This is a genomic window from Caulobacter sp. SRI_008, from assembly GCF_057586355.1.
This window is the reverse complement of record NZ_JBYCZS010000008.1, coordinates 45,207-64,579: the sequence shown is the minus strand read 5'-3', so window position 1 is coordinate 64,579 and position 19,373 is coordinate 45,207. Positions and strand designations below refer to the sequence as shown.

At 67.7% G+C, this 19,373-nt stretch carries 20 protein-coding genes; 11 read left to right on the top strand and 9 right to left on the bottom strand.

The features are described from left to right. Positions 1 to 173 precede the first annotated feature (173 nt). The 4 genes from AC2YHT_RS09040 to AC2YHT_RS09025 all read right to left on the bottom strand — a co-directional run bounded on the left by AC2YHT_RS09040 (position 174) and on the right by AC2YHT_RS09025 (position 4,086). Entirely contained in the window at positions 174 to 1,319 is a 1,146-nt protein-coding gene (locus AC2YHT_RS09040) for an acyl-CoA dehydrogenase family protein (protein WP_487289296.1), read from the bottom strand. Between the two features lie 110 nt (positions 1,320 to 1,429). Continuing rightward, on the bottom strand, positions 1,430 to 2,644 hold the full coding sequence (locus tag AC2YHT_RS09035; protein WP_487289295.1) for an acyl-CoA dehydrogenase family protein: 1,215 nt from the start codon (positions 2,642 to 2,644) through the stop codon (positions 1,430 to 1,432). A 135-nt stretch (positions 2,645 to 2,779) separates the two neighbouring features. Next, on the bottom strand, positions 2,780 to 3,670 hold the full coding sequence (locus tag AC2YHT_RS09030; protein ID WP_487289293.1) for a nicotinate-nucleotide--dimethylbenzimidazole phosphoribosyltransferase: 891 nt from the start codon (positions 3,668 to 3,670) through the stop codon (positions 2,780 to 2,782). An 86-nt stretch (positions 3,671 to 3,756) separates the two neighbouring features. Continuing rightward, positions 3,757 to 4,086 carry a hypothetical protein gene (locus AC2YHT_RS09025; protein ID WP_487289292.1) on the bottom strand — a complete coding sequence of 110 codons (330 nt, stop codon included), beginning with the start codon at positions 4,084 to 4,086 and terminating at the stop codon, positions 3,757 to 3,759. 89 nt (positions 4,087 to 4,175) lie between these two features. Here AC2YHT_RS09025 and AC2YHT_RS09020 point away from each other — a divergent pair, with 89 nt between their 5' ends. The 3 genes from AC2YHT_RS09020 (at position 4,176) to AC2YHT_RS09010 (ending at position 6,241) form a co-directional block, all read left to right on the top strand. Next, positions 4,176 to 4,403, top strand: a complete 228-nt coding sequence (locus AC2YHT_RS09020; RefSeq protein WP_487289291.1) for a DUF1289 domain-containing protein — start codon at positions 4,176 to 4,178, stop codon at positions 4,401 to 4,403. Positions 4,404 to 4,692: 289 nt separating this feature from the next. After that, positions 4,693 to 5,208, top strand: a complete 516-nt coding sequence (locus tag AC2YHT_RS09015; protein ID WP_110121651.1) for a TIGR02281 family clan AA aspartic protease — start codon at positions 4,693 to 4,695, stop codon at positions 5,206 to 5,208. Positions 5,209 to 5,389: 181 nt separating this feature from the next. Beyond that, positions 5,390 to 6,241, top strand: coding sequence for an AraC family transcriptional regulator (locus tag AC2YHT_RS09010; protein WP_487289290.1), 852 nt, complete (start codon positions 5,390 to 5,392; stop codon positions 6,239 to 6,241). Here AC2YHT_RS09010 and AC2YHT_RS09005 read toward each other — a convergent pair. Beyond that, the gene (locus tag AC2YHT_RS09005; RefSeq protein WP_487289289.1) at positions 6,228 to 7,586 is read right to left on the bottom strand and encodes a dicarboxylate/amino acid:cation symporter; all 1,359 of its coding nucleotides are present in this window, start codon (positions 7,584 to 7,586) and stop codon (positions 6,228 to 6,230) included. The genes AC2YHT_RS09010 and AC2YHT_RS09005 overlap by 14 nt on opposite strands. Before the next feature lie 528 nt (positions 7,587 to 8,114). On the opposite strand from AC2YHT_RS09005, the gene AC2YHT_RS09000 reads away from it, so the two are divergent. Continuing rightward, positions 8,115 to 8,372 carry a GlsB/YeaQ/YmgE family stress response membrane protein gene (locus AC2YHT_RS09000; protein ID WP_487289288.1) on the top strand — a complete coding sequence of 86 codons (258 nt, stop codon included), beginning with the start codon at positions 8,115 to 8,117 and terminating at the stop codon, positions 8,370 to 8,372. Between the two features lie 77 nt (positions 8,373 to 8,449). On the opposite strand, the gene AC2YHT_RS08995 is transcribed toward AC2YHT_RS09000, so the two are convergent. Further along, the gene (locus AC2YHT_RS08995; protein WP_487289287.1) at positions 8,450 to 8,989 is read right to left on the bottom strand and encodes a hemerythrin domain-containing protein; all 540 of its coding nucleotides are present in this window, start codon (positions 8,987 to 8,989) and stop codon (positions 8,450 to 8,452) included. A gap of 183 nt (positions 8,990 to 9,172) precedes the next feature. On the opposite strand from AC2YHT_RS08995, the gene AC2YHT_RS08990 reads away from it, so the two are divergent. Further along, a complete protein-coding gene (locus AC2YHT_RS08990; RefSeq protein WP_487289285.1) occupies positions 9,173 to 10,159 on the top strand; it encodes a pectinesterase family protein in 987 nt (328 codons plus the stop codon). A 9-nt stretch (positions 10,160 to 10,168) separates the two neighbouring features. On the opposite strand, the gene AC2YHT_RS08985 is transcribed toward AC2YHT_RS08990, so the two are convergent. After that, on the bottom strand, positions 10,169 to 11,488 hold the full coding sequence (locus tag AC2YHT_RS08985) for a sugar MFS transporter (RefSeq protein WP_487289283.1): 1,320 nt from the start codon (positions 11,486 to 11,488) through the stop codon (positions 10,169 to 10,171). 158 nt (positions 11,489 to 11,646) lie between these two features. Between AC2YHT_RS08985 and AC2YHT_RS08980 the strand changes: the two genes are divergently transcribed. Further along, complete coding sequence (locus AC2YHT_RS08980) at positions 11,647 to 11,769, top strand: hypothetical protein (RefSeq protein WP_487289282.1); 123 nt, start codon at positions 11,647 to 11,649, stop codon at positions 11,767 to 11,769. Between the two features lie 952 nt (positions 11,770 to 12,721). On the opposite strand, the gene AC2YHT_RS08975 is transcribed toward AC2YHT_RS08980, so the two are convergent. Continuing rightward, the gene (locus AC2YHT_RS08975; RefSeq protein WP_487289280.1) at positions 12,722 to 13,954 is read right to left on the bottom strand and encodes an FAD-dependent oxidoreductase; all 1,233 of its coding nucleotides are present in this window, start codon (positions 13,952 to 13,954) and stop codon (positions 12,722 to 12,724) included. 286 nt (positions 13,955 to 14,240) lie between these two features. On the opposite strand from AC2YHT_RS08975, the gene AC2YHT_RS08970 reads away from it, so the two are divergent. From AC2YHT_RS08970 to AC2YHT_RS08955, 4 genes are all read left to right on the top strand, one after another. Beyond that, a complete protein-coding gene (locus AC2YHT_RS08970) occupies positions 14,241 to 14,885 on the top strand; it encodes a DUF47 domain-containing protein (RefSeq protein WP_487289279.1) in 645 nt (214 codons plus the stop codon). A gap of 12 nt (positions 14,886 to 14,897) precedes the next feature. Beyond that, positions 14,898 to 15,899, top strand: a complete 1,002-nt coding sequence (locus AC2YHT_RS08965; RefSeq protein ID WP_110122037.1) for an inorganic phosphate transporter — start codon at positions 14,898 to 14,900, stop codon at positions 15,897 to 15,899. Then, positions 15,896 to 16,477: an NUDIX hydrolase gene (locus tag AC2YHT_RS08960; RefSeq protein WP_487289278.1), complete on the top strand. Its 582-nt coding sequence runs from the start codon at positions 15,896 to 15,898 to the stop codon at positions 16,475 to 16,477. Before AC2YHT_RS08965 ends, AC2YHT_RS08960 begins: the two co-directional genes overlap by 4 nt. Positions 16,478 to 16,538: 61 nt before the next feature. Then, positions 16,539 to 17,261 carry an endonuclease III domain-containing protein gene (locus tag AC2YHT_RS08955; RefSeq protein WP_487289276.1) on the top strand — a complete coding sequence of 241 codons (723 nt, stop codon included), beginning with the start codon at positions 16,539 to 16,541 and terminating at the stop codon, positions 17,259 to 17,261. Between the two features lie 18 nt (positions 17,262 to 17,279). On the opposite strand, the gene AC2YHT_RS08950 is transcribed toward AC2YHT_RS08955, so the two are convergent. Continuing rightward, on the bottom strand, positions 17,280 to 18,809 hold the full coding sequence (locus AC2YHT_RS08950) for a DUF1570 domain-containing protein (protein ID WP_487289275.1): 1,530 nt from the start codon (positions 18,807 to 18,809) through the stop codon (positions 17,280 to 17,282). A gap of 128 nt (positions 18,810 to 18,937) precedes the next feature. On the opposite strand from AC2YHT_RS08950, the gene AC2YHT_RS08945 reads away from it, so the two are divergent. Next, complete coding sequence (locus AC2YHT_RS08945) at positions 18,938 to 19,369, top strand: hypothetical protein (RefSeq protein ID WP_487289273.1); 432 nt, start codon at positions 18,938 to 18,940, stop codon at positions 19,367 to 19,369. Positions 19,370 to 19,373: the final 4 nt, after the last annotated feature.

Genomic DNA, 19,373 nt, shown 5'->3' with positions numbered 1-19,373 from the left:
ACATTCACCGTGCAGTCGATCGGGTGTTCTGCTGCGTTGAACGGTCGCACCCCGCCCGACGGGGCGGTGAAAATCGCGCTTCCAGAAAAAAGGCCGCCCGCGTCGGCGTGACGCAGGCGGCCTCCCTGGAAAAACGGCGTCGTTCCGTGGGCGGCGCCGTTTCTTAGGTGGTGTTAGGCCGCGGCGCCGAACGAGAGTCCTTCGTAGCGGCGCAGGTGGTGATCGACCGAGCCGAACAGACCCTCGATGATCGTGCCGCGCTTGAAGTAGTGACCGATGGCCAACTCGTCGGTCATGCCCATGCCGCCGTGGATCTGGATGGCGTTCTGGCCGACGAACTTGAGGGCCCGACCGATGCGCACCTTGGCGGCCGAGACGGCCTTGGCGCGCTCGGCGTCGCTTTCGTCGAGCTTGATGGTGGACATGTAGGTCATCGACACCGACTGCTCGAGCTCGATGAACATGTCGACCATGCGGTGCTGCAGCACCTGGAAGTCGGCGATGGCGCGGCCGAACTGCTTGCGTTGCTTGGCGTAGTCCAAGGTGCCCTCGTGCAGCTTGCGCAGCACGCCCACGCCTTCGGCCAGGCTGGCGGCGGTGGCCTCGTCGATGACCTTCTCGACCAGCGGCAGGCCCGCGTCTTCTTCGCCGATCAGGGCGTCGGCCGGGATCGAGACGTTCTCGAAATAGACCTCCGAGGCGCGGCCGCCATCGACGGTGGGATAGTCGCGGGTAACGACGCCCGGCAGGCTCTTGTCGATCAGGAACACCGACACGCCCGAGGCCTCGCGCTGGCTTCCGCCGGTGCGGGCGGTGACGACCAGATGCGAAGCGAACGGCGCGCCGACCACCACGGCCTTGTGGCCGTTCAGGATCCAGCCCGAACCGTCCTTCTTGGCGGTCGTCTTCAGGTCGCTCCAGGTGTAGCGGCCCTGGGGTTCGGCATAGGCGAAGGCGATGGTCGTGGTTCCGGCGACGATGCCCTCAATGACCGAAGCAGCGCCGGCGTAGCCCGAGTGCTTCATGAAGCCGCCGCCGATGACGACCGTGCCGAGATAGGGCTCGATGACCAGCGCTTTGCCGAACTCCTCCATGATGATCATGTTGTCGATCGCGCCGCCCCCCAGGCCGCCCAACTCCTCGCTGAACGAAGCGCCCAAGATGCCGAGCTCCTCGGCGAAGGCCTGCCAGTAGTCGGCGCGCCAGCCGCTTTCCGAGGCCACGATCTTACGGCGGGTCTCGAAGTCGTACTTGTCCTGCAGGAAGCTCGCGACCGTGTCGCGGACCATCGACTGCTCTTCGGTGAAGTTGAAGTCCATCCCTGAAGTCCCTTGTTCTCAAAGCTCCGAGGCCGCGTTCCGCCGGGCCTGCCAGGAGCGTCGTTGATTGGATTGCGAAGCCCTCCCCGCTTCCGGGGAGGGAGAAGACGTCAGAGCCCGAGCACCATCTTGGCGATGATGTTGCGCTGGATCTCGTTGGAGCCGCCGTAGATCGAGGTCTTGCGGACGTTGAAATAGGTCGGCGCGGCGCGGTGGGCGAAGTCGGGGCCGATGGGGTGGGCGTTGTCGCCGTCCTTCGGGAAGCCGCGGAAATAGGGCGCGCCGTAGTGACCCGCCGCCTCCAGGGCCAGTTCGGTGATCCGTTGTTGGATCTCGGTGCCCTTGATCTTCAGCACGCTGGATTCGGGACCGGGGCCCTTGCCGGCGGCCTCGCCCGCCAGGGTGCGCAGTTCGGTGTATTCCAGCGCCGTCAGGTCGATCTCCAGCTCGGCGATCTTGCGCTTGAACATCGGGTCCTTGATCAGCGCGTCGCCGTCGTCCGACAGCTCGGTCGAGGCGATGGCGCGGATGCGTTCGATGCCGCGCTTGGAACGGGCGACACCGGCGATGCCGGAGCGCTCGTGGGCCAGCAGGAACTTGGCGCAGGTCCAGCCCTTGTTCTCGTCGAAGATCCGGTTTTCGACCGGCACCTTGACGTTCTCGAGCCAGACCTCGTTGACCTCGTGCTCGCCGCCCAGTGTGATGATCGGGCGCACAGTCACGCCCGGCGACTTCATGTCGATCAGCAGGAACGAGATGCCTTCCTGGATCTTGGCGTTCGGGTCGGTGCGGACCAGGCAGAAGATCCAGTCACCGTGCTGGGCCAGGGTGGTCCAGGTCTTCTGGCCGTTGACCAGGTAGTATTCCTTGCCGTCATCGCCGGTGAAGCGTTCGGCCTTGGTCTTCAGGCTGGCGAGGTCGGAACCGGCGCCCGGTTCGCTGTAGCCCTGGGCCCACCAGATCTCGCCCGACAGGGTCGGCGGCAGGAAGCGTTCCTTCTGCTCGGGCGTGGCGAAGGTGTAGATCACCGGCCCGACCATGTTGATGCCGAAGGGCAGGATCGGCACGCAGTCGGCGCGGGCGGTCTCTTCCGACCAGATGTAGCGCTGAACCGAGGTCCAGCCTGGGCCGCCGTACTTCTGCGGCCAGGCCGGGGCGACCCAGCCCTTCTTGGCGAGCGTGCGGTGCCAGGAGAGGAAGTCCTCCTTGGACATCTCCTCGCCCTCCTCCTGCCGCTCGCGCAGGCCCTCGGGGTAGTTCTGGGCGATGAAGGCGCGAACCTCGTCGCGGAAGGCCAAGTCTTCAGGCGAAAAGTCGAGGTTCATGGCAGGCTCCCGAACATGGCCGACTGGGGCGGCCTTCTCTGTTGTCTCGGGGCGATGATAGGAGCCAAACGAGCGTTTGGAAAGATGACGCTTGGGTCAACGTAAACGGCGTTCACCCAAGCTTCGGGAAGTACGTCAGCGAACCTCGCAGGCCAGGCGCACGAGCGCCACGGCAGATGCGCCGCCGACGCCTTCCTCGCCCTCGATCTCCAGCGACAGCAGCGGCGACTTGCCCAGCTTCTCCAGCAGGCGAGCGTGGCCGGGACCGGCGACATGAGCGGCGACGGCGTGGGCGATCAGGTCGGGATCGATGGCATGCAGCACGGCGGCGGCGGCCGCGGCGGCGTAGCCGTCGAGCAGAACCGGGATCTTCTGGACGCGGGCGGCCAGGATGGCGCCGGCGACGGCGGCGGTCTCGCGGCCGCCCAGCTGGCGCAGGACTTCCAGCGGATCGGAGAGATCGCCGTCGCCCCGCGCGCGCTCGACGGCGGCGGAAACGTCGGCGGTCGCTTCGGTCCAGTCGCCGGCCTCGCCGCCGAACAGGGCCAGGGCGATGGCGGCGGCGTCACGATGGGCTTCGGCGGCGATCACGCCGGGGATCAGCAGGTCGGGCTGCTTGGCCAGGGCTTCCATGCCGAAGGCCATGGTCGCTGCGCATTCCTTCTCGCTCATCGAGGCCTTCTGGCGAGCGTCGGGCGTCGGGCGGTCGATGGCGAGGTCGAAGGCCTCCAGGCCCGCGCCCTGGGCGCCGGCCAGGCGGCAGACGGTCGCGCCGCCCGAGGCGACGGCTTCAAGGCGATCGCGAGCGTAACCGCGCGGACCGACACCCTGCCGAGCGCCGGCATAGAGGGCGATCACCGGGCGGTTTACCGAAGGCGGATTGCGGCCGGTCCAGGCCGTCAGCCAGGCCGAGATCTCGGCCAGACGGCCGCCGTCGGCCGGCGGAACGAAGACGCCCGGCGCGGGCAGGTCGGCGGCCAGGCGGCGGATGTCGGCAAAGGGCGAAGCGGCGGCGGAAGCGGTCATGGGCGCGGACTTAAACCCGTCCGCGCCCGATGCAAGCGCATCGCGCCAGATTGTTGGCGCGATGCGAAGAAATCAGGCCCGCGAAATCAGCTTTGGCCCAGCGACTTGCAGGCGCCGTCGCGCTCCTCGACCAGGGCCGACTTGGCGGCGCCCTCGGCGTTGGCGGCTTCGCGCTTGGCGTCCAGGCGGGCGCTGTCCGCGCGATCTTCGGTCGAGCTGTGGCGGCCCTGACGCTGCGTCTTGATCAGCGATTTCAGGGCGGTCGGATCGGCTTCGCCCAAGGCCTTGGTTTCGGTCAGACCCAGGCAGCGGTTGGCGCGGACGAATTGAGCGTCGTTCAGGCGTTCGGCGGCCAGGGCCGGCGCGGCGACGGCGGCGAGCGAGGCGGCGGCGAGCAGGATAACGGTGGTGCGCATGGCATTGTCCCCAGTGGTTGAAATCAGGCCGCGCGATCGCTGGACGTCGAGCGGCTTGCGCGCGACGCCGCGGACGGCGACATTCGGTCATGACTTCCGAGAACCGCCCTCCCCGTCCGATCGTCACCCCTTGCGTAAAGGTGTGCGCGGTCGATGGCGCGAGCGGCTTCTGTCTCGGTTGCCGACGGACCCTGCAGGAGATCGCCGGCTGGTCGCGCTACAGCGACGAGGAGCGCGCGGCGATCATTACCGCCCTGCCCCTTCGCCCCGATCCGATGGAGAGCCTGATGGCCGCCCAGTCGGCTTCGCGCGGTTGAAGCATCCTCAGGTTCTTGAAAGTATCTTCAGGCTCTGCATCAAGGTTGTTCCCGAGGCGTCTTTTCAACGCTGGTGAACATGCGACCTTGGGCCTGAGCTTTGAAGTTAAATCCAGTCAATGAACTTTATTACATGTTGCGGATGGAATGTTACGGCGAGTTAACTGGGAGCTCTGAAGACACTTTGTTAACCAAGTAAATCCGCATTCCGATTCACGGGTTGAAAACGCCTTTCGCCCTACTGTGCAGTCAATGGTCGTAGAAACGGCCGAAAAGCCTGCAAGGCGGGGTGCTTTCGATGCTCAAGTTCACGGCGATCGCGATTGTCGGTGCGTTGTCGGCGGTAGGTGCGGCCAAGGCCGTGACCTCGCTCGACAGCTCGCTGCGTCAATCGTCACCGGGTCCTGCCACCGCGGCCGCCGCCACCCTGGGCGACGCCGGCGCCGCTCAGCTGACCAAGGGTCCCGACGGCCACTTCTGGGCCGAGGCCAAGGTCGACGGCCGCGCCGTACGATTCCTGGTCGACACCGGCGCCACCGCGGTCTCGCTGAGCAAAGCCGACGCCCAGCGCCTGGGCATCGACGTCGCCAAGCTGAACTATGAGTACGACGTCGTCACCGCCGACGGCCGCACCCGCGCCGCCTCGGTCAAGCTGGGCAGCGTCGCCATCGCCGGCGCCAAGGTCGCCAATGTCGACGCCCTGGTGATCGAGAGCGGCCTTGAAACCTCGCTGCTGGGCATGAGCTATCTGGGCCGCCTGTCGCGCTTCGAGGCGACCCCGCGCTCGCTGATCCTGCACCCCTGACCCTTGCCTGGGCGCATGATCGCCCGGAATTCTTGCACGATCCCGCAGAACCGTGCTCGCCGCCATTGGCCTTATCGCCCCACGGCGCTAACCTAGCGTCATGCAAACCTCCCCAGCGTCGACGCCTGTCGGCTGCCCTCGCCATCCGGCCCTGGCCGAGGCGATTGAACGATCCGTATCGATGGACGGCGTGCATCCCACCGCCATCCCGGGCATGTGGCTGGCCCGCATGTCGCAGCCCAGCCCGCCGGTGCACGGCGTGCACGAGGCGGCCGTCTGCATCATCGCCCAAGGCCGCAAGCAGGTGATGCTGGGCGAAGAGGTCTATGTCTATGACCACGCCCGGTTCCTGGTGGTTTCGGTCGATGTGCCCGTGGTCGGCCAGGTCATCGAGGCCAGCGAAGACGCGCCCTATCTGTGCGTGCGGCTCGACATCGATCCGCGCCGGCTGAACGAACTGATCCTGGAGATCGACCCCGGCCCGGTCCGCAACGCCCCGGCGCCCGGCATGGCGCTGAGCGAGACGACGCCGGAGTTACTGGACGCGACGGTGCGGCTGGTCCGCCTGCTGGAGAAGCCGTCCGACATCCCTGTGCTGGCGCCGCTGATCCAGCGCGAGATCCTCTATCGACTGCTGCGCACCGACCAGGGCCCGCGCCTGCGCGAGATCGCCGCCTGCGAAAGCCGGCTGGGCCAGGTCTCCCGCGCCATCCACTGGCTGAGGACCAATTATCACCTGCCGTTCCGGATGGAGACACTGGCCTCCGAGGCGCGGATGAGCCCCTCGGCCCTGCACCAGCACTTCAAGGCCGTCACGGCGATGAGCCCGCTGCAGTATCAGAAGCAGCTGCGTCTGCAGGAGGCCCGCCGGCTGATCCTGGCCCAGGGCCTGGACGCGGCGACGGCCGGCCACAATGTCGGCTACGACAGCCCTTCGCAGTTCAGCCGCGAATACGCCCGGCTGTTCGGCGCCCCGCCGCTGCGCGACGCCACGCGCCTACGAGCCCGGCCGGAGTTGGTCAGGACTGCGTGACCGCGCCTTCCTCCAGAGAGCCTTCAGGGGCGACGCCGGCGGCGGCGTCATAGGTCGCCTGGTCGAGAATGCCTTCCTGCTTGGCCACCAGGGTCGGCACCAGGGCCTGGCCGGCGACGTTCACGGCCGTGCGGCCCATGTCGAGGATCGGGTCGATGGCCAGCAGAAGGCCCGCGCCTTCCAGCGGCAGGCCCAGCGTCGACAGGGTGAGGGTCAGCATAACCGTCGCGCCCGTCAGGCCGGCCGTGGCCGCCGAGCCCAGCACCGAGACGGCGACGATCAGCGCGTAGTCGGCCACGCCCAACGGCAAGTGGTAGAACTGGGCGATGAAGATCGCCGATAGGGCCGGATAAATCGCGGCGCAGCCGTCCATCTTGGTGGTCGCGCCCAGCGGCACGGCGAAGGCGGCGTAGGCCCGCGGCACGCCTAGGCCCGCCTCGGTCACCGTCTCGGTCACCGGCAACGTGCCGATCGACGAGCGCGAGACGAAGGCCAGCTGGATGGCAGGCCAGGCGCTGGCGAAGAACTTCAGCGGGTTGAGGCCGTGCGCGGTCAGCAGGATCGGATAGACGACGAACAGCACCAGACCGAGGCCGATATAGATCGCGCCGGTGAAGGCGCCGAGTTGGCCCAGCGTCGTCCAGCCGTACTGGGCGACGGCGTTGCCGAGCAGCCCCACGGTGCCGATCGGCGTCAGGCGGATCACCCAGCCAAGCACCTTGCGCACGACCGCCAGGGCCGAGGCGTTGAAGGCCAGGAAGCCTTCGCCCGCAGGACCCACGCGCAGGGCGGCGATGCCGGCGGCCAGTGAGATGACCAGGATCTGCAGCACGCTGAACGACAGCGAGGTGCTGGCGCCGCTGTCGCCGACCTTGGTCGAGGCGTTGAGGCCCAGGATGTTGGACGGGATGAGGCCGGTCAGGAAGTCGAGCCACGAGCCGTTGGTGCGCGGCGCGGCGGCGGTCGCCGCATCGAGCACGGCGTGCGCGCCCGGCTTCAGCACGACGCCGAGGGTGATGCCGATGGCCACCGCGATCAGGGCGGTGATCGCGAACCACAGCAGGGTCTTCCAGACCAGGCGGGCGGCGTTCTGCAGTTCGCGCAGGTTGGCGATGCTGGCGACGATGGCCGTGAACACCAGCGGCGGCACCAGCACGCGCAGCAGCTGGATGAAGATCGAACCGACCTGGTGCAGGACCTCGGCCAGGGCGTGACCCGCCTGCCCTTCCTCGACGCCCAGTCGGCGCGCGAGCAGGCCAAGGCCCAGTCCGGCGAGCATGCCGACCAGCACCTGGACGCCGAAGCCGCTGATGAAGCGGCTGGAGGGGGCGGTCGCCTGGGCCATGGGTTGTTTCCTGCTCATAAGAGGCGGCTCACACAGCCCCAAAACTCATAAAACATCGGATGCCGGGTCGCTGCGCATGCAGACACGCCGGAAATCTGGAATTTTCCTGCTCGCGCATATGAAGCGCGCGGTCGAACCAGTTTTTGTGCGATCGGGCGCCAGCCAAGCTGCAAGAGGGCGCGGCGGCGGCATGTCGCATGGTAAACCCGGATCGCGCCCCCTAGGCTGGAAGCGCTTCCTTCTCCCGTCCGTTTACCCTCGGAGCCGCCATGAGCACCTCCTTCCTGATCGGCGCGATCATCGGCTCCGCCCTGTTCATCGTCCTGGGCCGCGCGCCTGCCGAGAAGCTGCTGGCGGTGATCCAGGCCCGCATCGGCAAGCGCTGAGCAACACGCCAAGAAGTTCCGTTCCTCGCCCCATGATTTGGCGGGGCCACACACGCGATCGTGTCGGAACGAAGTCTTGATCAGCGCCTTTCTTCTGCATCGGACGCGCCAAGGCGCGCCAGGAAATGTTCAGGAGGCGCTCATGTCCATTCTCGCCTGGATCGTTCTGGGTCTCGTGGCCGGCTTCATCGCCAGCAAACTCGTAAGCCGCACCGGCGGTAGTCTGCTTGTCGACCTGGTGCTCGGCATCGTCGGCGCTCTGGTCGGCGGCTTCGTGTTCAACCAGTTCGGCGCCTCGGGCGTCTCGGGCTTCAATCTCTACAGCCTGCTGGTGGCGACTGTCGGCGCGGTGATCGTGCTGGCCATCTATCACCTGCTGGCCGGACGCCGCGCACTCTAGCCGCGACCACCCAGTCGAACGAAAGACGCCCCCAGCCATCCGGCCGGGGGCGTTTTCTTTGCGTGTCGGCAGGCCCCTCAGTGGGTCTTCTCGCCGCCGAGCTCTTCCATCAGTTCGGCCTTGCGGGCCTCGAGCCGCTCGCCCATGGCCTCGAGGTCCTCGTCGCCCTGCTTGGCCTGGGCGAACACGCCGCCGGGCTGCTCCTCTTCCTTGACGTGGTGCTTGATGTACTCGCCCAGCACCTTGACCTTGGCGTCGTAGAACTCCTCGGACGGCTTCATCGCCTCGATCTCGGCGATCAGCTTCTTGGCGCCGTCGTGCTCGACATAGGCTTCGTCCAGCAGGTCGTCCTCAACCTCGCCGCGGCTTTCCGGATAGAGGATCTCCTCCTCGATCTGGGTGTGGACCTTGAGGGCCAGGGCGATCTTGTTGAACAGCGCCAGCTTCTCGGCGTCGCTTTCCAGCTGCTCGTACTCGTCGAACATCGCCTCGACCTCGCGATGGTCGGCCTTCAGCAGCCGGATCGCCAGAGGATCACGACGGCCGGTGCGGCGCGTGCGGCGGGCCGAGGCGGACTTGGACTTGGCTTTCGAGGTGGACTTGGCGGCTGCGGCCATGTGGCGTCTCCCTGAGTGTTCAGCTTCCCCGACCGGTCATTCAAACCCTCGCGCCGACACGGACGTTCCGTGCGAACATTTCTCAATATCTTCCGTCGGATAGCCGACGTTGATTGATCCTTCTGGTCAAATGTCTACCGGTGTCATATTGCTTGGCGAAACGATCCGGGGAGGACGCGGGCCATGACCATTTCCAGTTTTGCCAGGCGGCTCGCCCTGGCGGCCACGGCCCTGACCGCTCTGGTCGGGGCCGCGCCGCTGCGTCTGACCGTGGCCGTCGACGGCAAGGCCGATCACCGGACGCTACAGGCCGCGATCGACGCCCTACCCGCCAGCGGCGGCGAGATCGACATCGCGCCGGGGACCTATCGCGAGAAGCTGTCGATCCCGCGAAACGGCGTGCGGCTGGTCGGCAAGGGCAAGCGGCCGCAGGACGTGGTGCTGGTCTATGGCGACGCCTCGGCGACGGTCGGCGGGACGCTGAAATCCTCCTCGGTGACGGTGTCGGGCGACGACTTCCTGGCCCGCAACCTGACCATCCAGAACGACTATCATCTCAAGAACGCCCAACCCTCGCAGGCCGTGGCCCTGGCCCTGATGGGCGACCGGGCCCAGCTCTACAAGGTGCGGCTGCTGGGCGCGCAGGACACGCTCTACGCCGCCAGCCGCAAGGGCAAGCCGCCGAGCCGGCAGTACTTCCGCGACTGCTACATCGAGGGCCACGTCGACTTCATCTTCGGCGACAGCAAGGCCGTCTTCGACCGCTGCACCATCCACGGCATCGCCAACGCCACGGTGATGATCACCGCCCAGAGCAAGAACGCGCCCGACCAGGACAGCGGCTACGTCTTCGACCGCTGTACGATCACCGCCGACCCGAAGGTGGGCGAGCTGTGGCTGGGCCGGGCCTGGCGGCCCTACGCGACCGTCGTGTTCCTGCGCACGAAGATCGACGCTGATTTGCAGCCCAAGGGCTGGCGGGAATGGACGCCGGGCAAGACCGAGACCTTCAAGACGGCCTACTACGCCGAATACGCCTCGACCGGACGCGGGGCGGACCCCGCCGCGCGCGAGCCGACCGCCCACGCCCTGGACGCGAAGACGGCGGAGCGCTGGGCGCCCCGCCGCTTTCTGTCGGGTCCGGACGGGTGGAGGCCCGGCCGGTTCTGATAGAGCGCCCTACTCGGCCGCGGCCGGAGCCAGCTCGTCCTGGACGAACAGCGCCGGGGCCGGCTTGCGGGCCGACCAGCCGAAGGCGGCGATGACCAGGTAGCAGACAGCCGGCAGCAGGAAGGCCAGGCCCAGGCCGTAATGGTCGCCCAGCCAGCCGGTGGCCGGCGGAACCAGGGCGCCGCCGACGATGGCCATGCACAGCAGGCCCGAGGCCTGCGGCGTGCGGTGGCCCATCCCCTCGATGCCGAGGGTGAAGATGGTCGGGAACATGATCGAGTTGAAGAAGCCGATGGCGATCAGGGCGTAGCCGGCCTGCGGGCCGACGCTGAAGGCCGAGACCAGGATCAGCACGATGGCGGCCAGCGAGGCGATCGCCAGCACCTTGCCCGGCGACACCTTGGCCAGGACGAACGAGCCGACCAGGCGGCCGACCATGGCGCCGCCCCAGTAGAAGGCGACCATGCTTCCAGCCTTGGCCAGCGTCAGGCCCAGGGTGTTGGACTGGGTCAGGTAGCTGGTCATGTAGGTGCCGATCGACACCTCGGCGCCGACATAGACGAAGATGCACAGCACGGCGAAGGCCAGGCGCTTGTACTTCAGCATGCCCAGCATCTCGCCGACGCCGACGGCCTTCTCGGCCTGAGGGGCGGAGGTGTTCTTGCGCAGCAGCCAGAACAGCACGGCCAGGGCCAGCAGCACGCCGGCGATGATCAGGTAGGGCGTCTGCACGGCCTGGGCCTGGGAATGGCGCACGGCCGCCAGTTGGACGGCGGTCAGGGTGGCCGGGTCCGGCGCCTTCTCGATATGGCTGAGGATCAGGGCCGAGCCGACGAAGGGCGCCAGGAAGGTGCCGAACGAATTCAGGAACTGGGCGAAGGTCAGGCGGGCCGAGGCGGTCTCGCTCTTGCCGAGGATGGCGACCAGCGGGTTGGCGGCCACCTGCAGGATGGTGATGCCCGAGGCCAGCACGAACAGGGCGGCCAGGAAGCCTTCATAGACGCCGGCGTTGGCGGCGGGGGCGAACATCAGGCAGCCGACCATCATGACCAGCAGGCCGACGACGACGGTGCGCAGATAACCGACCTTGGCCAGCAGGAAGCTCGCCGGCAGCGAGACGACGGCGTAGCCGATGAAGAAGGCGAACTGGGTCAGGCCCGCTTCGAAGTTGGTCAGCGAGAACAGCGACTTCAGCGCCGGGGCCACGAGGTCGACCAGGCAGGTCGAGAAGCCCCAGGCGAAGAAGAGAAGAATCACGAAGGGCAGCAGAGCCGCCCCTTTTCCGTCCGCGCCGCCGTTCACCGGGGCCGCGCCGCCCATGCCTGCCATCTGTTTTCACTCCCCATGTCCGTCTTCGCGGGACGCCGTAGTCGCCCCGAACGTGACAACGTTGTCAACCTCTAAGCCCGTTTCTTACCGTTGGGACCGGTATCAGGCGGAACCGGAGGACCAGCTTCGCCGTTCAGCCGAAAGCTGGGAGAACGGGCATGTCTTCGATCGTCGTCGTGGTGTCGTGCGGGATCGTGGCGATGGTCGCCGCGATCGGCCTGGCCGACGCCTTCGTGCATCTGGCCTGCTGGGGCGCACGGAACCTGAAGCGGCCGGAGTAAGCGGGTCCTTCTCCCCTTGCGGGAGAAGGTGGCGGCCGAAGGCCGTCGGATGAGGGGTTTCTCAGATGGGAGACGCCTCCGCCCGGCCTGACCGCCGCACGCGGTGTTGAGGTTTGAGAGACCCCTCACCCGACCTCCCTCCGGGAGGCCACCCTCTCCCGCAAGGGGAGAGGGAACGGTTTTGCGATCTCACGCGGTGAACCGCTGAGTTGATCGGAGAGGGCGCGGGGCGTCCGGGCCACGCCCGGATGCTGTGATTTGAATACCGTTTCGACGAAGCTCTGACGCCCCGCGCGATCGTTCTTGACCTCAGGCCGGGGCGCGCGGGCCTTTTCCGCCCTTCACCCCCTTCGGCTTGTGCCTTCCTCGGAACCGGGCTGTAAGCTTCGCTAGCCATCGCGTGCAGACAGAAGGCGCCGGAGCGGACCCTCGGACGGGCGGGAGCCTATGACAGGCAAGCTCCCGATGGATGGGTTTACGTCCCCCATCCTCATTTAAGCCTTCAGGCCCGGCTCTCGCCGCTCCTTCAGCCCCGCTCGATCGCATCACCGTCGCACGCTTCGGGCCGGATCCTTGCGCCCTCTCCCTGCGACGGGACGGGGTCCATTATGCAGCGGGTTTCAGCGCGTCTGATCCAGAGCGCTGAGAAAGTTGTAAGCAGCTGGATTGGTTGGGGTCTTTGGCGCGATCATCGGGGATAGACGCTCGCCAATCCCCGTCAGCCCAACCCAACACCGCCTTCCTGGGCCTTGTGCCCAGGATCCATCGTTCAGCTGCTCAGACCTGTCGAGGACGGCCGAGGTTTGAGCGGTCGCCGGCATGGGCCCTCGCCACAGGGGCGAGGGAGGCGGAGTGGGGCGGTGAAAAGCCTGGGTCCCCGCTTTCGCGGGGATTTTACGGGAGGGGGAAAGGGGCGAGCTCAGGCTCACCCCGGGCAGAAGAAACCTTGGGGCTACGCAGCCACCCTCACCGGGGTCAGGACGCGGGCCAGGACGTTGGCGGCGGCGGAGAGGCCGGTGCGGATGGACTGATCGTCGGCGCTGTCGCCATGGGTTCCGGCGCGGCCGGCCAGGTGCAGGCCAGCGAAGTGCAGGCGCAGGTCCAGGCCGATCATCTTCAGATGCTCGTCGCAGCACTCGTCGTGGATCGGGTGGACCTTGCGCTGGCGCACGACCTGGGCGTCGCGGGCCGAGCCCGGCGCGATCAGGCCAAGACGCGCGGCCTCGGTGACGGCGTGGGCGGTGAGAGCCGCATCGTCAGCGACCCAGGTGGCGTCGCCTTCGAAGCAGTAATAGTCGAGCGCCAGAGCGCCCCCGTCGAGGGCGCGGGCGCGGGCGGCCTTGATCTGCGGATCGTGGATCTCGGCCAGGGCCGGGGCTCGACGGCGGCCGGGCTTGGCGGCGAAGGCGACGGTGACCTGGTCGCGATACATCAGCTCGCAGGCGTGGAAGAGGCTGATCGGCGTGGGCGACAGCGCGCCCATCAGCTCGCGCAGCGGCATGGTCGAGATCACCTGGTCGGCGGTGAAGGTCTCGGTCGCCCCCTCCCCGGTTTCAGCCGTGACGGTCCAGACGCCGGTGGCGCGGTCGCGGCGCAGGCCGGTGGCCTTGAGGCCCAGCTGGATCTCGCCGCCGGCGGCGCGGATGACCTGGGCGCAGGCGTCCCACAGCTGGCCCGTACCCAGGCGCGGAAGCGAGCCGGTTTCGGACTGGAAGCTGGGGCAGGCCGGCTGGGCCGGGGTCTCTTCCGGACGCAGGGCCCAGAGCTTGTGGGCGTAGTCGCCCAGGCGGCGGGCGACGCGGCGGCCGAAACGGCGGGTCAGCCACTCGCTCAGCGTCTTGGAATTGGCGATCGGACGCAGCCTGGCGGTCAGCAGGGCGCCGATGGCGGCGCCGGGACGGCCGCGGGCCGCCCGCTCGCCTTCAAGACGCATGGCGCTGGGGGCCTCGACCAGGTCGTTCGGCAGCAGTGCGGTCCAGAAGGCGCGGATGGCCGGATCGGCCGAGCTCAGCCGGCGGCCGGAGACGTCGAGGGAGAAACCGTCGAAGGAAAGGGTGCGGGCGGCGCCGCCGATCGCGCCGGCCTCGATCACGGTCACCGTGCGGCCGGCGCAGGCCAGGGCGTGAGCGGCCGAAAGCCCGGCGGGCCCGGCCCCGATCACCAGCGTCTCGACGTGTTCGCCCATCTTGGCCTCCCCGAATTCAGGCTTCGAGGATCGGACGGCAAGGTTAAGAACGTTGTTTAGATTTGGGCCGGCGAAGGGTTTTGCGGCCGCTTGGGACGCTATGTCGCGGCGCCGACTTTCCGCCTTGCGCCGTCGGGCGCGCGGCTCAGGCTGTCACAAAAGTTTCACAGAGGGGCTTGAACGGCCGGCTCTTCCGTGGTTCCGCTCCGGCCAATGACGCGGATGCTCCCGATACGGACGTCCGCGTTTTTCGTTGCCGCGCTTCGAACAAAAGGATGAAGCGACCATGCTGGGTTTGTTCCGGGCGATCATGCCGAAGGAAGACCGGTTCTTCGACCTTTTCTCGCAGCACGCCCAGACGCTGGTGGCGGGCTCAAAGGCGCTGAGCGACCTGATGAGCGGAGCCGACAGCATCGAGGCGGCCACCACCCGGGTGAACCTGCACGAGGAAGAGGCCGACGAGATCACCCGCCAGGTGATGCAGGCCGTGCGCCGCAGCTTCATCACCCCCTTCGACCGTAGCGACATCCAGGACCTGACGACGTCGCTGGACGACGCCATCGACCAGATGCGCAAGACCGCCAAGGTGGTCAGCCTGTTCGAGGTCAAGACCTTCGAGCCGCAGATGAAGGCGATGGCGCAGATCATCGTCCAGGCCGCCGACCTGACGGCCGAGGCCGTGTCGCTGCTGCCCAAGATGCGCAACAACGCCCAGCGCCTGAGCGACCTGGCCGTAAAGATCACCCAGATCGAGGAACAGGCCGACCAGATGTACGACCTGGGCCGCAAGGAGCTGTTCCTGGCTCATCGCGACGCCGATCCGATGGCCTTCATCGTCGGCATCGACATCTACAGCCACCTGGAAAAGGTGGTCGACCGCTTCGAGGACGTGGCCAACCGCATCAGCGGCATCGTGGTCGAGCAGGTCTAAGAGGCCCGCCCCGTGGACCCGACCCTTCTCATCCTGGTGTTCCTGGTCGTCGTCGCCCTGGCGTTCGACTTCCTGAACGGCCTGCACGACGCGGCGAACTCGATCGCCACCATCGTCTCCACCCGCGTGCTTTCGGCCAAGTGGGCGGTGATCTGGGCGGCGTTCTTCAACTTCATCGCCTTCATGTTCTTCGGCACCAGCGTGGCCAAGATGGTCGGCTCGGGCATCGTCGACCCGCACATCATCAGCGACCGCCTGATCTTCGGCGCCCTGGGCGGAGCGATCAGCTGGAACCTGCTGACCTGGTGGGCGGGCATCCCCTCCTCCAGCTCGCACGCCCTGATCGGCGGCCTCGTGGGCGCGTCGGTCGCCAAGGTCGGCGGCCTGGGCGCCATCCAGTGGGCGGGCCTGGGCAAGACCGCGGCCGGCATCGTGGTGTCGCCGACCTTCGGCTTCGTGCTGGCCCTGATCCTGGTGCTGATTGTCTCCTGGACCTTCGTGAAGACCTCGCCGTTCTTCGCCGACCGGGTGTTCCGCAAGCTGCAGTTCGTTTCGGCCGCGCTCTACAGCCTGGGCCATGGCGGCAACGACGCTCAGAAGACCATGGGCATCATCGCCGCCCTGCTGTTCGCCCACGGCGCCACGCACCAGCCGGGGCACATCCCGTTCTGGGTGGTGCTGGCCTGCCAGACGGCGATGGGGCTGGGCACGCTGTTCGGCGGCTGGCGGATCGTGCACACCATGGGCAGCAAGATCACCCGCCTGACGCCGATGCAGGGTTTCTGCGCGGAGACCGGCGGCGCGATCACTTTGTTCCTCGCCACGCATATCGGCGTTCCTGTATCGACGACTCACACCATCACGGGCGCTATTGTGGGCGTCGGCGCTTCGCGCCGGGTCTCGGCGGTGCGCTGGGGTGTGGCCAAGAACATCGTCGTGGCCTGGGTCATCACGCTTCCGGCGGCGGCCCTGACGGCGGCGCTGTTCTATTATCTCGGGTTCTGGATGAAGTGACGGACGGGACGGTCAAGCAGACCGGCGGAAGCCAAGGGACCGGCAAGGGTGGCGGCAAGCGTCGCCAGGTCGCCGCCCTGCCCTGGCGCGGCGACGGCGCTGGGCTGGAGATTCTGCTCGTCTCGTCGCGCGAGACCCGCCGCTGGGTGATCCCCAAGGGCTGGCCGATGAAGGACAAGGCCGATCCCCAGGCCGCGGCCCAGGAAGCCTACGAGGAAGCCGGGCTGGACGGTCGGATCGCGCCGGCGGCCTTCGGCGACTACGAATATCTCAAGGGGCTGAAGAGCGGCGCGGCGCGGCTGGTCAAGGTCGACGTCTATCCGATGCAGGTCACCGGCGAGCACGCGACCTGGCCGGAAAAGGGCCAGCGGACCCTCAAGTGGATGAGCCCGGTCGAGGCCGCCCTCGCGGTGCAGGAGCCGGAACTGCGCGACCTGATCGCCCGCTTCGCCGGCGTCGAGCTGCCGGCCGAGGAGCGCCCCGAGCCCGACCAGGCCCCGACGCCCGTGCAGGTGGCGTTTGGCCGTCTGCGCCGGCGGGTCACCGCCCTTTGGGGACGCGCGCGCCGACAGCGCTAAGGCTGTGGACAATCTATTGATCGACGCATAATGTTCCCATTATGTTCCAGTTGGTCGCGCCATGCAGCTATCCCTGAACCTCGCCCGCTCGCCGCTCGAAGGCGTGCGCGACGGCCTGCTTGAGGCGTTCGGCCCGCAGCGTCCCAAGGCGCGGATGGATCCGGTCTCGCAGCTGGTGAAGTCGTCGATCAGCCATCGCACGCTGGATGCGGTGTCGTGGGCGGCGTTTCTGCGGCTGCAGGGCGCGTTCCAGAGCTGGGAGGACCTGGCGCGAGCGCAGCCCGACGCGGTGCTCGATCTCATAGGGGACGTGCAGTTCGCGCAGGACAAGGCCCGGCGACTGCCGCTGGCGTTGCGGATGATCGAGGCGCGGGTCGGCTGGCTGTCGCTCAGCCACCTGCGCAATCAAACCGTCGAGCAGGCCCGGCACGAGCTGCGCGCCCCGCCCGGTGTTGGTCAGAAAGTCGCCGCCAGCGTGCTCAACTTCAGCACCCTGGCCATGCGCGACCTGGTGGTCGACAGCCACGTGCACCGCACCGCCCAGCGTCTGGGGCTGGTCGGTCCAGGCGACCCGACGCACAGCTACCATGGCCTGATGGCGCTGGTTCCCGACAGCTGGACAGCCGACGACCTCTTCGAACTGCACTGCCTGATGAAGCATGGCCTGGGCCAGATGCTCTGCCCGCACGACGCGCCCCGTTGCGGGGCCTGTCCGCTGAAAGCGCAGTGCCGCCGCGTCGGCGTCGAGGGCGCGCAGGTGCTGGCCTGGCGGCCGCGGGGCTGAACCCGGCGGACCGGACCCTCAGCTCGTCTTGGCGGCCGGCTTGGCTCCGGCGGCGGCTTCCTTGGCGTTGATCTGGTCGAGCAGCTTCTGGGCGGCCGTGGCGAAACCGCCGCCGTGCGGGTTGTTGGCCGCCGGTTCGAGGAAATAGCGGGCTTCCTCGTAGGCCCCGGCCTCCATGAAGGTCTGGCCGGCGGTCATGCGCAGGGTCGGCTGCTGGGGCGCCAGTTCGACGGCGCGGGCCACGACGTTCAGCGTGTTCTCGGTCGGCTTGCCGACGCCGCGCTGGGTGCGGCCATATCCGTAGAGCGTCAGGTAGTTGTCGGGGTCGAGCTTGTTGGCCCGGCCAAGATAGACCGCCGCCTCGTTCAACAGGGCGCGCGCCTGGGCCGGAGCCTTCTCGGAGCGATAGATGCGGCTGAAGGCGGCCAGTTGCAGGGCTTCCAGGTCGTCGGGCTTCTCGGCCAGCAGCCGTTCCAGGATCGCCTCGCCCGCGTCGCGATCGCCCAGATGCACCTCGGCCCGCGCCAGCGCCGTGCGGCTGAAGCGTTCGGTGGGGCGCTTGGCGGCCTGGGTGCGCACCCTGGCCAGCACCTTGTCCTTGTCCGTGGGAACGAAGCGCTTGAGCAGCTGGACGTCGAGCAGCAGGTCGTCGGCCCCGGCCGGCATGGCCGTGACCGTGATCGGCGGCGTCGGCGGACCGTCGCGGGTCATCTCCACGCCCATCAGGCGGGTGTTCATGTAGCTCTTGAGCTTGCTCTCCAGGCCCCTGGCGTCGTCGCCATAGACCTCGGTCCAGGCCTTCATCGGATCCTGACCGTCGCGGTAGCGGTCGAGATAGGCGCCCAGCTTCTGGCGCCGCTCGGCGTTGCTCCAGACGTAATGGGTCAGCAGCCAGGCCTGGCCGTAGAACACGCCGACGCTCTGCTCGTCGATCTGGCGGCGATTGCTGCTCAGCAGCTTGTCCGCCGACAGCCAGGAGCGCTGGCGCAGCGAGAAGGCCCGCAGGTTGTTGGGACCGCCGACGAACACCCGCTTGGGCTTGAGGTCGATGGTCGAATAGTACTCGGGCAGGCCTTCCGAGAGCCAGGCCGGATAGCCGTCGGGGAAGTACTGCATGATGAAGTGGTGCACATATTCGTGCAGCACGATGTTGTCGCCGGCGGTCAGGTCGAGGGTGCTGTAGTCGCCGACGCCCTTGACGGCGACGATGAAGATCTCCTGCAGCGCCGGGGTGTAGATGCCGGCGGCGCGGTCTGAGCCGGGAAACACCCTCTGCAGCTGCTCGTTGTCGCGAACGAGGTAGACTGGCAGCTTGCGCCCGGCCGGCGCGTCCTGCTTGCCGTGGAAGCGGCGCAGGACGCCGTCGAAGTCTTCCAGCATCAGGGCGTATTCGCGCGCCTCACGCTCGCCGTCGGCGGAATAGACGACGAAGTGGGGACTTTCGGCGCGCACCCAACGGCCGGTGGGTTCCTGGGCCTGGGCTCCGGCGGCCAACAGCCAGGCCGACGCCGTCCCGGCCGCGATCACGGCCCGCCTGTCGATACGCACTCACGCCCCCTAAACGCTCGCAACCTTACATTGATTGATGTGATAAATCCGCGAGCGGCGCAAGCCTCGCTGTAGGCGGCGCGCTAGGCTGGCGCGGAATCGCAAGGGCGGACGAGGAGACGAGGTCGATGAGCGAGCATCCCAAGGCCGAAGGGCCGGACGCCGCCATGATGGCCGCTCCGCAAGCGCTGGCGCGGTTCATCGAGACGGTGGACGAGCGCCTGCTCGACGGCGTGTTCTGCGCCGGCGAGGTGACGATCCTGGAGAACTTTCCACCGCACGTGTTCCAGGGCCAAGCGGGCCTGGCGCAATGGCGAGGCATCATGACCGGCCATGCGGGCGGGATTGGCGACCTGAAGCATGCGTTCGGGCCGGCCCAGGACTTCGTGCTGACCGACGAGACGGTTCACTTCACCCTGCCAACGCAGTGGACCGGCGTGCGCGACGGGCGGCGGTTCGTCGAGCATGGCGGCTGGACGTTCGTGCAGGTCCGCGAGGCCGACGGTTGGCGGATCCGGTCTTACGGTTGGGCGGTGACGAGCTTCGAGTGGGTGGCGTGAGCCG

Coding starts and splice junctions, on each gene's coding strand:
- AC2YHT_RS09005 (WP_487289289.1), bottom strand. CDS start 7,586: ATGGCCCAGGCGACCGCCCCCTCCAGCCGCTTCATCAGCGGCTTCGGC.
- AC2YHT_RS09030 (WP_487289293.1), bottom strand. CDS start 3,670: ATGACCGCTTCCGCCGCCGCTTCGCCCTTTGCCGACATCCGCCGCCTG.
- AC2YHT_RS09000 (WP_487289288.1), top strand. CDS start 8,115: ATGTCCATTCTCGCCTGGATCGTTCTGGGTCTCGTGGCCGGCTTCATC.
- AC2YHT_RS08980 (WP_487289282.1), top strand. CDS start 11,647: ATGTCTTCGATCGTCGTCGTGGTGTCGTGCGGGATCGTGGCGATGGTC.
- AC2YHT_RS09025 (WP_487289292.1), bottom strand. CDS start 4,086: ATGCGCACCACCGTTATCCTGCTCGCCGCCGCCTCGCTCGCCGCCGTC.
- AC2YHT_RS08985 (WP_487289283.1), bottom strand. CDS start 11,488: ATGGCAGGCATGGGCGGCGCGGCCCCGGTGAACGGCGGCGCGGACGGA.
- AC2YHT_RS09040 (WP_487289296.1), bottom strand. CDS start 1,319: ATGGACTTCAACTTCACCGAAGAGCAGTCGATGGTCCGCGACACGGTC.
- AC2YHT_RS08955 (WP_487289276.1), top strand. CDS start 16,539: ATGCAGCTATCCCTGAACCTCGCCCGCTCGCCGCTCGAAGGCGTGCGC.
- AC2YHT_RS08990 (WP_487289285.1), top strand. CDS start 9,173: ATGACCATTTCCAGTTTTGCCAGGCGGCTCGCCCTGGCGGCCACGGCC.
- AC2YHT_RS08970 (WP_487289279.1), top strand. CDS start 14,241: ATGCTGGGTTTGTTCCGGGCGATCATGCCGAAGGAAGACCGGTTCTTC.
- AC2YHT_RS09020 (WP_487289291.1), top strand. CDS start 4,176: ATGACTTCCGAGAACCGCCCTCCCCGTCCGATCGTCACCCCTTGCGTA.
- AC2YHT_RS09010 (WP_487289290.1), top strand. CDS start 5,390: ATGGACGGCGTGCATCCCACCGCCATCCCGGGCATGTGGCTGGCCCGC.
- AC2YHT_RS08995 (WP_487289287.1), bottom strand. CDS start 8,989: ATGGCCGCAGCCGCCAAGTCCACCTCGAAAGCCAAGTCCAAGTCCGCC.
- AC2YHT_RS08975 (WP_487289280.1), bottom strand. CDS start 13,954: ATGGGCGAACACGTCGAGACGCTGGTGATCGGGGCCGGGCCCGCCGGG.
- AC2YHT_RS08945 (WP_487289273.1), top strand. CDS start 18,938: ATGAGCGAGCATCCCAAGGCCGAAGGGCCGGACGCCGCCATGATGGCC.
- AC2YHT_RS09035 (WP_487289295.1), bottom strand. CDS start 2,644: ATGAACCTCGACTTTTCGCCTGAAGACTTGGCCTTCCGCGACGAGGTT.